The organism is Aminobacter anthyllidis (assembly GCF_018555685.1).
In the GTDB taxonomy this organism is placed as follows: domain Bacteria; phylum Pseudomonadota; class Alphaproteobacteria; order Rhizobiales; family Rhizobiaceae; genus Aminobacter; species Aminobacter anthyllidis.
In genome coordinates this window covers 601,611-614,883 of record NZ_JAFLWW010000005.1, presented here as the reverse complement: position 1 = coordinate 614,883, position 13,273 = coordinate 601,611, and the positions used below count along the sequence as shown (strand labels likewise).

10 protein-coding genes are annotated in these 13,273 nt (G+C 64.4%); 4 read left to right on the top strand and 6 right to left on the bottom strand.

Annotation, left to right across the window (positions count from 1 at the left end; genetic code table 11):
* The first annotated feature begins 4 nt into the window (after positions 1-4).
* On the top strand, positions 5-1,987 hold the full coding sequence (locus tag J1C56_RS20100) for an acyltransferase family protein (RefSeq protein WP_214391801.1): 1,983 nt from the start codon (positions 5-7) through the stop codon (positions 1,985-1,987).
* Between the two features lie 27 nt (positions 1,988-2,014).
* Here J1C56_RS20100 and J1C56_RS20095 read toward each other — a convergent pair whose 3' ends face one another.
* On the bottom strand, positions 2,015-3,280 hold the full coding sequence (locus J1C56_RS20095) for an AGE family epimerase/isomerase (protein ID WP_214391800.1): 1,266 nt from the start codon (positions 3,278-3,280) through the stop codon (positions 2,015-2,017).
* Positions 3,281-3,505: 225 nt separating this feature from the next.
* Here J1C56_RS20095 and J1C56_RS20090 point away from each other — a divergent pair, with 225 nt between their 5' ends.
* A complete protein-coding gene (locus J1C56_RS20090; RefSeq protein WP_214391799.1) occupies positions 3,506-4,600 on the top strand; it encodes a fatty acid desaturase in 1,095 nt (364 codons plus the stop codon).
* 24 nt (positions 4,601-4,624) lie between these two features.
* Here J1C56_RS20090 and J1C56_RS20085 read toward each other — a convergent pair whose 3' ends face one another.
* The 5 genes from J1C56_RS20085 to pdxA form a co-directional block, all read right to left on the bottom strand.
* Positions 4,625-5,629 carry an Lnb N-terminal periplasmic domain-containing protein gene (locus tag J1C56_RS20085; protein WP_214391857.1) on the bottom strand — a complete coding sequence of 335 codons (1,005 nt, stop codon included), beginning with the start codon at positions 5,627-5,629 and terminating at the stop codon, positions 4,625-4,627.
* A 297-nt stretch (positions 5,630-5,926) separates the two neighbouring features.
* Entirely contained in the window at positions 5,927-7,057 is a 1,131-nt protein-coding gene (locus J1C56_RS20080) for an iron-containing alcohol dehydrogenase (protein ID WP_214391798.1), read from the bottom strand.
* Positions 7,058-7,097: 40 nt separating this feature from the next.
* A complete protein-coding gene (locus tag J1C56_RS20075; RefSeq protein WP_420797421.1) occupies positions 7,098-8,261 on the bottom strand; it encodes a sialidase family protein in 1,164 nt (387 codons plus the stop codon).
* 46 nt (positions 8,262-8,307) lie between these two features.
* On the bottom strand, positions 8,308-9,213 hold the full coding sequence (locus tag J1C56_RS20070) for a dihydrodipicolinate synthase family protein (RefSeq protein WP_214391797.1): 906 nt from the start codon (positions 9,211-9,213) through the stop codon (positions 8,308-8,310).
* Positions 9,210-10,199: a 4-hydroxythreonine-4-phosphate dehydrogenase PdxA gene (gene pdxA / locus J1C56_RS20065; protein ID WP_214391796.1), complete on the bottom strand. Its 990-nt coding sequence runs from the start codon at positions 10,197-10,199 to the stop codon at positions 9,210-9,212. Before pdxA ends, J1C56_RS20070 begins: the two co-directional genes overlap by 4 nt.
* Before the next feature lie 381 nt (positions 10,200-10,580).
* On the opposite strand from pdxA, the gene J1C56_RS20060 reads away from it, so the two are divergent.
* On the top strand, positions 10,581-12,233 hold the full coding sequence (locus J1C56_RS20060; protein WP_214391795.1) for an ABC transporter substrate-binding protein: 1,653 nt from the start codon (positions 10,581-10,583) through the stop codon (positions 12,231-12,233).
* A gap of 82 nt (positions 12,234-12,315) precedes the next feature.
* Positions 12,316-13,272, top strand: coding sequence for an ABC transporter permease (locus J1C56_RS20055; protein WP_214391794.1), 957 nt, complete (start codon positions 12,316-12,318; stop codon positions 13,270-13,272).
* Position 13,273: the final 1 nt, after the last annotated feature.

Here is a 13,273-nt window from a genome sequence, read left to right as displayed (position 1 = left end):
CGACATGACGGCACCCGCTTCGTCGTTCCGCCCCGACATCGAGGGCCTGCGCGCCATTGCTGTCGGCGGTGTGGTCGCCTTCCATTTCGGCATGTCCGACCTGCCTGGCGGGTTCATCGGCGTCGACATCTTCTTCGTCATTTCAGGCTATCTGATCACCCGGCATCTGATGCAGGAGATTGGCCGGAGCGGGACTGTCGATCTCTGGCGCTTCTACGGGCGTCGGGCGCGGCGACTTTTGCCGGCATCGCTTTTGGTGATCGCTGCGACGCTTGCCGCCGGCTATTTCATCCTGGCGCCATCCGAGCAGCAGCTCTATGCCAAGGGCGCGCTGTTTGCGTCGAGCTACGTCATCAATCTGTGGCTGTTGCGATGGTCGTTCGACTATTTCGCCACTGATACGGCCAACAACCCGTTCCTGCATTTCTGGTCGCTGTCGGTCGAGGAGCAGTTCTACCTCCTGTGGCCGGCCTTCCTGCTGCTGGTGGCGCGGTTTCGACCGGGCGAGAAAGGCCTGGCGATGATGCTGGGCGTGGCCGCGCTGGCATCGTTCGCCGCCTGCGCTTGGCTCACGGTGGAATCGCAGCCCTGGGCTTTCTATTTCTCGCCGCTGCGCGCCTGGGAATTCGCCATTGGCGGGCTCGTCTCGCTGGCGGTGGCCGAGCGCTGGGCGTCGGGCTTCCGTTTCTCGCCTGCGATGGGCTGGGCCGGCATCGGGCTGATCGCGGCCGCCTACCTGACCGTCTCGGAAACCGATCCCTTTCCCGGCCTCATTGCGCTGATGCCTGTTCTCGGCACGGCGATGCTGCTGCTTTCCGGCGCCCGCCGAAGCGCCGCCGGGCCGGCGGCGCTGTTGTCGCTGCCGCCGTTCCAATGGACCGGCAAGCTGTCTTATTCGCTGTATCTCTGGCATTGGCCGGTCATCGTCTATGCGACGATCCTTTGGCCCGACCTTTCGCTCGTCGGACGGCTGGCGTGCCTGCTGGCGACTGTTGGCCTGTCCTATCTCAGCTATCGTTTCGTCGAGAACCCGGTGCGGCTGAGCGGCTGGCTTTCGGCCGGTTCGCTGCGCTCGCTCGGGCTTGCGGCCTTGCTCACGTCGCTTGGCGTGACCTTGTCCTATGGCGCTTCGCAGCTTGCGGCACGAAGCGTCGATCCTGACCAGAAGCTGATCGCGGAAAGTGCGGCGCGGTTCTCGTCGGCGCGCCAGATCGACACCAATTGCGTCGTCAGCCTGGAGCAAACGAAGCCGCGCAGCTGCAACCTCGGGGCATCGCAACCGCGCAAGACGATCGTGCTGTTCGGCGATTCACACGCCGACCACTGGTCGACGCCGCTGGCGAAGATCGCCGAGGCAAACAACTGGCGCGTGGTGACTTACCTGAAATCGTCCTGTTCGGTCGCGGCGGTGCCAACGTGGAACGTTCGGCTGATGCGGGCCTATGCGGAATGCGACGCGTGGCGGAAAGCCGCGATGAAGGAAATCGCCGACCTGAAGCCCGATGCAGTGATCGTTGCGCAGTTTTCGTACAGCTATGTCGAGAACGACGTGAACGGCGACCCGGATCACCTGGTCACGCGCGATGTCTGGGCCGACGGCCTGAGGGGTTCGCTGGCAGCACTTAGCGAGACAAGCGCCGAGGTCGTGCTGCTCAGGGACGTTCCGGTGCACAAGTTGTATCTCGACCGCTGCGTGGCGCGCTCGTTGTGGCAGGGCAGGAGCAGCACGGTCTGCGATACGCCGCGACAGGAAGCCATCGACGAGCGGGTGTCAAAGACCGAACAAGCCGCGACATCAGGCCTGCGTGGCGTCAGATATGTCGACCTCACCGAGCTGTTCTGCAACCAAACGACATGCCCGGCGATGATCGGCGGCAAGCTGACCTTCCGCGATCGGCACCACATCGCCACACCTTATGCGGCGACGCTGGCAGGCTCGATGCAGCGCGCGATCTTCGGCAACCAGGTGGCGGCGCACTGGCAGTAGAGCCCACCGTCATGGCGTACGAGATCGCTAGATCTGGATGCCTGTCGTGCGGAGGCCACGGGTGATGCTGCCTGACGTCGGCAATAGCGGGATCAGGCAAGCTTGGAGCGCGTGATAGATGTCGGGCTTGCCGTAGAACGGGCCGGCATTGGGCTTGAGGTCGTTGTCGAGCTGGGCGTGCCAGCCGCCATTGGTCCGGTCGATGAAGCGGGTGGCGCAGAAGCTCCAGATGCGCCGGTACCACTGCTCGTAGGCATCGTCGCCGCCGATGGCGTTGAGTACGGATGCGGCCCCGATCGCTTCGCAGCACGGCCACCAGTAACGATCCTTGATGCGGGCCGAACCGTCCCATTCGAGCGTGTAGTAGAAGCCGCCCTTGGCAGGATCCCAGCCATCCGCCGTCGCCTGGCCGAACAGGTTCCTGGCGGCATCCGGCAACCAGGCGAGCTTGCGGCCGCCGAGTTCCCACAGCTGCAGCAGAAGCCGCGCCCATTCGAGCGAGTGGCCGGGGGTGGTGCCATAGGGGCGAAACATCGGATCGCCCGAATAGTCGCGGTCGAGCTTCCAGTCTGATGTGAAATGCTCGGGCAGGCGCCAGCCGGCGGCGGCAGAATGGCGGCGGATGATCAGGTCGGCGATGCGCTCGGCCATTGTCAGGTAGTTGCTGTCGCCGGTCGCCTCGAAGGCGGCCATCAGCGCTTCGGTCAGGTGCATGTTGGAGTTCTGGCCGCGATAACTGTCGAAGGATTTCCAGTCGCGGGTAAACTCTTCCGCCACCGCGCCATGCGCCTCTTCCCAGAACTTTTCGGACAGGACTGTCGAGATGTCGGTCAGCAGCCGGTCGGCGTCGGGGTGACCGGCAACCTTGGCGCTGGAGGCCGCGAGCAGAACGAAGGCGTGGCCATAGGCCTGCTTGGTGTCGTTGGTCGGGCCGTCATAGCCGACGCCCCAGAAATAGCCGCCATTGGCTGCGTCGCGGTGGCCGTTCCAGAGGAAATCCATGCCGTGGTCGACGAGTGCGTCGGCGCCGGGGCGGCCCATCAGATGTGCGATGGCGAAACAATGCACCATGCGCGTGGTGACGTGGATCTGGCGGCCGGCGAACTTGCCCGGCACGGCACCGGGCGCGAGCGGCTGGCCACGATCGTCGAGGTCATGGAAGCCGCCGAGCGGATTGAGGCTCTGGCGCTCGAAGAATGAGAACAGCGCATCCGCCTGCTGCAGCAGCCACAGGCGATGGCTTGACAGAGCGGTCCATTTGGCCGAGCCGGCGGAAATTTCCAGTGAAGCCATGGATAGACGTTCCCCTGCGGCCTTTTGGCTGCCTGACTGATGTTCACGACCTAAAACGTTATGGCGCATGCACTCAACAGGAAAACGCCATGATTTGCGTGCAGCGGTGCATAGACGCTGAATACAGCTAATATGCCACGGTGGTACCACTAGCCACGGCGCTTGCCGCGCATTATGGACAAATGGCGCGCTTGACCGAGTTGGCAGCGAGATTTCGGGGACTAAATGACGAAATTGATGTCGTCCAAGGCGGACGGCCTGCCCACAGGGTCTGCCCAGGCAGCAGATCATGCGGCCGAAAAGGCGCTCGTTCGCCGGCTTGCATCACATTGCAATCGCTTTCGCGATCCAGACGACCGCCGCGCGGCGTTCGAACTGGCGGTGACGCTGGTGCCATTCCTGGCGATGGGAGCAGCACTTGTCTGGCTCGCCGCCTATGCCGGACCGGTGCTCGGCGGCTGGCGCTGGCTCTTGCTGGCTCTTCTGGCGCCGGTATGTGCCGCGTTTCTGGTGCGGCTGTTTGCCATCCAGCACGATTGCGGCCATGGCTCGTTCACCAGTTCGCGCGAAGCCAACCGGATGATCGGCCGGGTGCTGAGCGTTTTCACCTTCACGCCTTATACGCTGTGGCAGAAGGCACATGCCGTACATCACGGCGGCTCGGGCAATCTCGACAAGCGCGGCATCGGCGACATCGATACGCGCACGGTGGCCGAATATGAGGCGATGACCACCAACCAGCGGCTGATGTACCGCATCTATCGCAACCCGATCATCCTTATCGTGATCGGCGTGCCGATCTATTTCCTGATCATGCACCGGCTGCCCTACAACGACGCCATTCCGCGCGTCGAGGCATGGCGCAGCGCCGGCGGCCTCAATGTGGCGCTGGTGCTCGTCTATGGCGGCCTCGTCCTCCTGGCTGGGTGGGCGGTAATGCTGGCTGTTCTGCCTGTGGTCGTTATGGGCGCCTGGGCCGGCGGCTGGCTGTTTTATGTCCAGCATCAGTTCGAAGAGACGCGCTGGGATGCCGGCGACGCCTGGGACCTGCACGTCGCGGCATTTGGCGGCAGCTCATGGTACGCCTTGCCCGCGGTGGCCCAGTGGACCACCGGGTCGATCGGCCTGCATCACATCCACCACCTGTGCAGCCGCGTGCCGTTCTACCGCCTGCAGGCGTGCTTTGACAGCAATGCCGAGCTTCGCGATGCCAGTCAGAGCGTCAAGCTGACTTTCTGGAAGAGCGTCGGCTGCATCAATCTCGCGCTGTGGTGCGAGGATCGCCGCCGTCTGGTGACGTTCGCCGAAGCGCGGGCTTAGCCTGGTCCGCGCTTAGCCGTTCGCCTACTGCATTGGTACCGGCGACGGCATGCCGTCCCGGATGAGCCGCGAGAAATCGGCCGTCAGCGCACGCTCGCCGATGTTGGCGCGGCTGCGCAGCTCCTGGATGGTGAGGCTGGTGTCGAGCGCGCCGCGGTCATAGGCGTATTCAGGCAGATATCCGTTGACGATCAGGCGCCAGTCGAACGGCGCCACGTCGCCCACGGCGCGCATCATCTTGAAGATGACGGTGGTGCAATTGGTGGTGATCGAATTGTAGAAGCGCGGCGTTTCGGCCAGCGTGTTGGCATCGGTGACATAGCCGAGCAGCAGCGCCCGGGCGGCGGTCGGCGAGACGTTTAGGCGATAGAGCTGGACGTCCTCGCCACGGACATTCGAGCGGACGCCGACCACGTCGCGCTCGTCGGCGGCAACGATGACCAGCGGGTTGGCCTTGAACAGGTCGGCGATCGGCGAGAAATGGCCGCCATTGCGCCTGCGCACCTCGACCGACCAGGCAAGCTGGTCACCGCCTTCGAAGCCGAAACTCATGATGACATGGGCCATCTCGGGCCCGGCCCAGTAGGACATGAACAGGTCGAGCGTTTTTAGCTTGCTCAGGTCGTAGCTGCGTGTCGTCCAGCGCTCGGTGAAATCTGTGTTGCTGCGCCACTCGAAGTCGCGGATGTTGGTCAGCGTCAGCATGTCGCCATCGCGCGTGCCGGTGACCTGGCGGGCCACGTCGGGCGCGAATTCGGCATGGCTGGACGGAACAATTGTGTTCCACCATACCAGCACCGCGGCGAAGGCCAAGACAAACAGCGCCAGAGCGTGGAGGCGCCAGGGGCTGAACAAGGCGATGGCGGTGGCGATGCCGAGCAACGCGAACAGGCCCGCGGCCAGGCCTCTGCCGATCTCGGGCGCGGGCAGGCGATACCAAAGCGCAAGTGTCGCCCAGGCGGCTGTGAGGGCTATCGCCAGGACAAGGACGATGGCCGAAACGATCAAGCCCACGCTGCGCAATGCCATCTCCGGTTCAGTTCCGTGCACAGAACCGAGATCGCAGATCGGCTGCCTGCCGGCAAGGGCGGATCGAACGGCGCGACGATCCGGCAGGCTGGAAGGCAGCATCTGCTCGGCGATCGTACGGACCTCCACGCCCTTGATCGTCAGAACGGGTTTCTGCGACGTGCGATGGAACAAGAGGGCGAAAACCGGTCTCTAATCCGACCATTTTCGCGAGATCGAAAGCAGCCTCAGGCAGCCGACTGTGACGAGCCGGCGGCCAAGTCCTGGCTGCACTTCGAGCGCTAGAACGCACGCAGTTTAGTGAGCCGCGCGATAGATCGAGAGAATGTCGTCGCGTGCCAGTTCGCGCGGGTTGTTGTCGAGCAGGCGGCGGATGGCGAAGGCGTCGTCCGCCATCGTTTCGAGATCGTTCTCGGGCACCCCCAGTTTTGACAGTCGCATCTCGATGCCGAGCGAGGCGCAATAGTCGTGTGTCGCGCCGAATACGTCCTGCATGGCATTCGCCTCGGGCAGGCCGAGCGCCGACAAGATGTGGCCGGTCTTTTCCGATGCCGCCGGCAGGTTGAAGGCGAGCACGTGCGGGAAGATCAGTGCGTTGGCTGCACCGTGAGCAATATGCCAGCGCGTGCCGAGCGGATAGGCGAGCGCATGGCCCCCGGCGGTGTTGACCGGGCCGAGGCAGAAGCCGCCATAGAGCGAGGCGAGTGACAGGCCGGCCCGGGCCTCGACATCGCTGCCATCCTTCACCGCTCGGGCGAGGTAACGACCGACCAGCTTCACGCCCTCGAGCGCGTAGAGATCGATCATCGGGTGCGCCTTCCTGTTGGTATAGGCCTCGACGCAATGGGCCATGGCATCGACGCCTGTGGCGGCGGTGACGGCAGGTGGTACGGTCATGGTCAGCGCCGGGTCGACGATTGCGATGTCGGCCAGCATCTCGATGCTTTCGACCGCGAGCTTGGCCTGTGTCTCTGGATTGGTGACCAGAGCGCGGATGCCGGCCTCGCTGCCGGTGCCCGAGGTGGTCGGCACCTGGGCCAACGCCACGCTCCGCCTTGCCGCCTTGCCGGCGCCGACAATGTCCTGCAGGCGCTGGCCGGTGCCGGTCATGACCGAGACCAGCTTGGCGAGATCCATGGCGCTGCCGCCGCCGAAGCCAACGATCAGGTCCGCTTGCGAGCGGGCGGCGAGTTCGAGCACCTTGTCCAGATTGGGCAGGTCGGGCTCAGGCCGGACCTCGCCGAAGACGACCGTTTCTATGCCGAGGCCGAGCGTGTCGATCCGGGCGGCATTGAAGGCATCGGCGACGACAAGGGCTTTGCTTATGTTACGGGCCCTGACCCAGCCGGCAAGCCGCGACACCACGCCGGGACCGAACTCGATGACCGGCGGCCGAACGATCGTGATGGGCGTGTTGAGACCGTTCATCGTCATTGCTCCCGCTGGATAAGGCCGCCGATGCGCATCATCATACCGCCCCTGAAGACAGGCGGACGTATTTGATGGCGCGGCGGAAATAGGTGAAAGCGACGTGGATCACGCCGTCCGGGGTGGCGAGGATCGACGGGTAGGAGAACTCGCGATTCAGCCCGTCCTTGGAATTGTTGGTCAGGCAGAAGCCGTCGCCGGTTTCGAGGTCGATGCGCTCGGGGAAACTCTCGCCGCCATCGGACGAGAAGGCGAGGCTAAGCGGGGCTCGCGGCACGCCCCAGACCGCCTTGCGACCAGCAGGCTCGGCACCGGCCGATGTTGTCTCTGCCTCGTCGCCCTCGATCTCGTCGTAGAGCGACAGGCGCCGGTCGTCGGACATCGAGGCGTTGGCATGATTGTAGACGATGGCGATGCGGCCATCGCCTGTGCGCACAGCCTGCACCGACGAGTTGTTGTTAGGCAGGTCGGTCGGCTCTGGTGCGCTCCAGCTGCGGCCACCGTCGGACGAGCGGCTGCGCAGCACCTGCTCGGAGAAGCGGTTGCGGTAGAGCGCGACCATCTCGTCGCCGCCGAGCGGCACGATGTTCATGTGCACGGCGCCGATGCTGTCGGCCACGTCATGCATGGTCCAGCTGGCACCGGCGTCGGTGGAGATCAGCACGGCAGCGGTGTCAACGTCGCCGCTCCAGCGTGTGCCGGGCAGGCCGATGCAGCGGAACACCGGCAGTAGCCATTCGCCGCGACCGTTGACGATGACCGGCTGGCGCACGAAGGTGCCGGGGGTGTCGCAAAGAACTGACACCTTGCCGAAGGTCTTGCCGCCGTCCTCGGAGATGCGCCGCTTGACTACCGCGCCGTCCTGATTGCCCGAGGTCTGCGACGTGAAAAGCAGCCAGACCTTGCCGTCGGGCGCGTTGAACAGCAGCGGGTTCTGTTCGGATTTCTGCGCGTCGTCCGACATCTTCTCCGGCACGGACCAGACGTCCGAACCGGGCGCCAGGCGCGACATGTAGATCGAGATGTCGCCCATGCCCTCCATGGTGCCACCAAACCAGACACAAGCGATCGTTCCGTCGGGCAGCAGCGTGAGGTTGGCGGCATGGTTCTGCACCGTCGGCGACGCCAGGAAGGCTTCGCTGCGTCCTGATGATACCGGGCGGACGATGCCGTCCATCCGGGCGGCGACTTCCGTATGGGTCATGACGTCGGCGGATGATTGTGCCGCGTTGGTGGTCATCGAACCCTCCTCACGGCAGCTGTTCGAGCTGCGGCCTGAGCGCGGCGATCTCACCTTCGCTCAACCCGACCAGCGGCGGCCGCAGCCGCTGCCATGCCTTCTCGCCGTGCTTCAGGCCGACCATCGCCTTGATGGTCGGGATCTGGGCGTAGCTGTTGGAGAGATTGCGCCAGGCATTGATGCGCGCCTGCGCCGCCTCGACCTTGGCTTCTTCGGCTGGGTTGGCGTGGTTGTCGAACACCGTGCGCAGCGAATTGGCGATGAGATTGGAGGTCGCGGTGATGCAGCCCGCGCCGCCTTCGCGCAGCAGCGGCAGCATCAGGGGATCGGCGCCGGGGAACACGGCAAAACCGGGATAGGCCTTGACCAGCGCCTGCATGTTGGCGAGGTCGCCCTTGGATTCCTTGATGCCGACAACAGTCTTGGGGAAGGCGGCGATCAGCCGGCCGACGAGCTCGACCGACAGCGCAATGCCCGATACCTGCGGGATGTGGTAGAGCACGACCTTGAGCCGGTCGTCGGCGATACCCTCGAGGATGCGCGCATAGGCGTCGAACAGGCCGTCGTCGGATACGCCCTTGTAGTAGAAGGGCGGCAGCATCACCACCTTCTCGATACCGATCGACAGCGCATGGCGGGTCAGCTCGATGGTCTCGGGAATGGCGGCGACACCCGTGCCGGGCATCAGCTTGTCGGCCCCAACGCCTGCCTTGACCACGCTTTCCAGCATCGCCTTGCGTTCGCCGAGCGAGAACGAATTGGCTTCGCCCGTGGTGCCGAGCAGGGCGATGCCATGGCAGCCCTCGTCGAGCAGCCGCCGGCAATGCCTGGCGAGCAGGCCGTGGTCGGGCGAAAGGTCGGCATTGATCGGCGTGGCGGCGGCGGAGAAGACGCCGGAGATGGCGAAACTGGTCATACGATCACCCGAGGCGTTCCGGCGAGCTTGCGCGCATAGGCGATCGCCGCATTCATGTTGACGTGGTTGGCCTTGCCGGTTCCGGCAATGTCGAAGGCGGTGCCGTGGTCGACCGAGGTGCGGTCGATGGGCAGGCCGAGCGAGATGTTGACGCCGGTGTCGAAGGCGACGAGCTTCATCGGGATGTGGCCCTGGTCGTGATACTGCGCGACGACGAGGTCGAAGGCGCCGGAATAGGCGCGGTGGAAGACTGTGTCAGGCGGAACCGGTCCGTAGGCATCGATCCCCTCGGCCTTGGCTGCGGCGACGGCGGGCGCGATGAACTCGTCATCCTCGGTGCCGAACAGGCCGTTTTCGCCGCAATGCGGGTTGAGGCCGGCGACGGCGATGCGCGGGTTTTCGACACCGATGCGGCGCAGGTGGCGAAAGCCGGTGCGGATGGTCTCCAGGATGCGCTCGGGCTTCACCCGGGCAATCGCCTCCTTCAGCGACACGTGGGTCGAGACATGGATGACCAACATGCGCTCGGCGGCGAGCAGCATCCAGGACGAGCGCGAGCCGGTGAGATGCGCCAGCATGCCGGTGTGGCCATCATAGTGGTGCCCGGCGAGGTTGAGCGCTTCCTTGTTGATCGGGGCGGTGACGATGCAGCCGATCTCGCCTGCGGTCGCCGCCTCGGCGGCGCGGGCGATGAAACGGAACGAGGCGTCGCCGGCGCGGGTATCGATCCTGCCGAAGGCGATCGGGCCGCCCTCGATGGCGACATGCTCGACCGCGACAGTCTCGGCTCCATCGTAGACTGCTGCGAATTTCAGCGGCGCCCCGACTATCCTTGCCGCGGCCTCGAGGCTGTCGCGATTGCCGAAGACGCGGATGGTGGCGCGGTCGGCGGCGCTCATCTCGGCCAGCGACTTGCAGATGATCTCGGGGCCGACGCCCGCCGGGTCCCCCATGGTGATGCCAATCGTGCGGCTAGAACTCGCCATTGCTCCCTGTCCGTCTTGTCGCAGGCAGTACCGGTCGCCGGCGCCTGCGTTCTGGAAACCTCCCGAGCGCATGCACCCCTGGGGCGCGACTGCACTTGGCTTCATGGCCGGAAACTGACCACAAGCAGGTAAGTTGTCAAGTTGCTTTTTCTTCTGGCGGATTGCCGAAGTTTTCATGATTTGGCGTATCATATTGATTTAATGAATGATTTATTGACCCATTTCACTAGATGCTAATTTTCACGTCGCGCTATCTGAAAAAATCAATTGACATGTTTACAATGTGGCGGCATTTGTTTGGTCACGGTTGCCGCTTCCGCGTCTGCTGCCATTGCATCCGACCAGAGCATCGCCGTTCATGGATTTCACGGGAGGAATGTCATGTCGAAACGGATTTCCGAGACTGCACCGCCACGCGCCGGGATGACCCGCCGCGACGCGCTCAGGCTCGGCCTGGGCGGTGCTGTCGGCTTCACCTTGCTCGGGCTCGATGCCAAGATCGTCTTTGCGCAGGAAGGCCAGGTGCTGAAGGTCGCCAATCCCGCCTTCAACCAGGACTGGTCGCCGCTGCGTGGCGGCGGCGTGCCCTATCGCTGGAACTCGGCCTGGTGGGCCTCGCCGATGTATTTCGACGGCGAAGGCAAGATCCACCCTTATGTCTTCGCCAGCTGGGAGGGCTCGGCGGACTCCAAGACCTGGACCTTCAAGCTCGACCCCAAGGCGACCTTCTCCGACGGCAGCAAGATCACCTCGGCCGACGTCGCCGGGTCGTGGAACGTGGCGGCGATGCCGGGCACCAAGAGCCAGCGCGCCGACCAGGTTCTCGCCAAGGTCGCGGGCTTTGCCGAGGTGTCCGGCGGCAGCGCCAACACCATCTCAGGCGTCGCCACACCCGACGAGGGCACCGTCGTCGTGACGCTGAACGAAGCCGACCCGATCTACTTCATGCGTGTCGCCAACCACATCGTGCCGATTACCAAGGCCTCGCAGTCGCGCGGCGAGGACGGCAACGAGATCCAGGATTGGTTCACGCCCGACGCGGGCGCGGTCTATTCCGGCCCGTTCAAGCTGACCAGCATCGACATCGACGCCGGCAAGCTGGTGTTCGAACCGAACGAGAATTTCTTCGGCCCGAAGCCCAAGCTCGCCCGCATCGAGATCACCTCGATCGAGGACAATGTGACGGCGACCTCGCTGCTCAAGTCGGGCGAGTTCAACGCCCACACCGAGCTGGTCACCTCGACCATCGTCCAGGATCTCGGCGCTGACTTCGCCGCCGGCCCGATCATCCCGACCGGCCAGCATTTCTGGTTCAATTCCAAGCGCGCGCCGATGGACGATCCCAAGGTTCGCCAAGCGCTGATCATGGCCGTCGACCGCGACGGGCTGATGAAGGCCTCGTTCCCTGATGGCCCGCACAAGAAGACCGACCAGATCCTCAACTCGGTGCCCGGCGCCGACAGTTCCGGCTTCGAGCCCTACCCCTACGATCCGGAAGGCGCCAAGAAGCTGCTCGCCGAGTCGACCTATGGTGGCCCCGAGCGCCTGCCCAAGATCCTGTTCGTCGGCATTTCCTCGCCGGCCAACGAGGCAGCGGCCCAGTTCATCGCCGAGCAGTGGCGCCAGAACCTTGGCATCACCGCAGTCGACATGAAGCCGCAGCAGGACGCCTATGCCGGTCCCGACCAGAATGCGGTGCAGATCTTCCGCGACGATGTCGGTACCCGCGTGCCGGATGCCGCGAGCTATCTCGCCGGCTCGATCGCCTCGACCTCGTCCAACGCCCAGAACAAGCTCGGCGGCTACAAGAACGACAAGGTCGACCAGTTGCTGGCCGAAGCAGCGACCAAGGCAGCGGATGATCCGCAGCGTATCGCCCTTGCCCAGGAAGCCCAGAAGGTCTTCCGTGAGGACTGGACCTTCATCCCCTGGTACGCACAGGCGATGTCGCGCTGGGCCAATGCCAATGTGAAGGGCATCGACAAGAACCTAGACTGGCAGGTTGTCGCCCCTTGGGAAATCACCGTCGGCTGATGCCTTGGTGACGCGCACGGGGGCTCGGCCCCCGTGCTATGCTCCTCGTTAGGACTAACCGTGCGGTGGGAGGCCGCCCGCCATGCTGCGCTATATTGCAACACGGCTGCTGCTGTGGATCCCGTCCGTTTTGCTGGTCATGCTGGCCGTCTATGCCATGGCCTATTTTGGCGCTGGCGACCCGATCAAGCTGATCTTCCTGCGCGCCCCGGGCGACGTCGCCTACAATCCCGAGAAGATCGAGGCGATCCGCGAAGCCGCCGGGCTGAACCGGCCGTTCCTGGCCCAGTTCGCGAGCTACATCTTCAACCTGCTGCAGGGCAATTTCGGCAACTCGCTGACCTCGGGACGTTCTGTCTGGGCGATGGTTTCGGCCGCGGCCCCGGTCTCGTTCAAGCTTGGCCTGTGCGCCGTCGTCCTGACCGCAATCGTTGCCGTTCCGCTCGGCATGATCGCGGCGATGAACCAGAACACCAAGATCGACTATGCGATCCTCGGCTCGGCGCTGTTCCTGTGGGCGATCCCGGCCTATGTCGCAGGCCCGCTTCTGATGGTGCTTTTGATTCTTTTCCTGCCCGGTGGCAGCGTTCCCTATGGCTGGGGCGGAATCTTCGACGCACGCATCATCCTGCCGCTGCTGGTTCTCTCCTTCCAGCCGATCGCGCTGATCGTGCGCCAGACGAGGGCTGCCGTCATTGAGGTTCTGTCGGAGGATTTCGTCCGCACCGCCCGCGCCAAGGGCGTGCCCGAGATGGTGGTGGCCTTCCGCCACATCCTGCGCCCCGTGCTGACCCCTGTCGTCACCCAGCTTGGCCTGATCATGATCACCATCGTCAATGGCGCGATCTTCGTCGAACTGGTGTTCGGCCTGCCCGGCCTCGGCCGCCTCACGGTCTCGGCGCTGACCAATTCCGACTATCCCGTCATCCTCGCCATCACGCTGATCGGCTCGTTCCTGGTGATGCTGTCGAACCTTCTTGTCGACGTGCTCTACCCGCTGCTTGATCCGCGCGCCAACGACACGATGAGGAGCCGCTGAC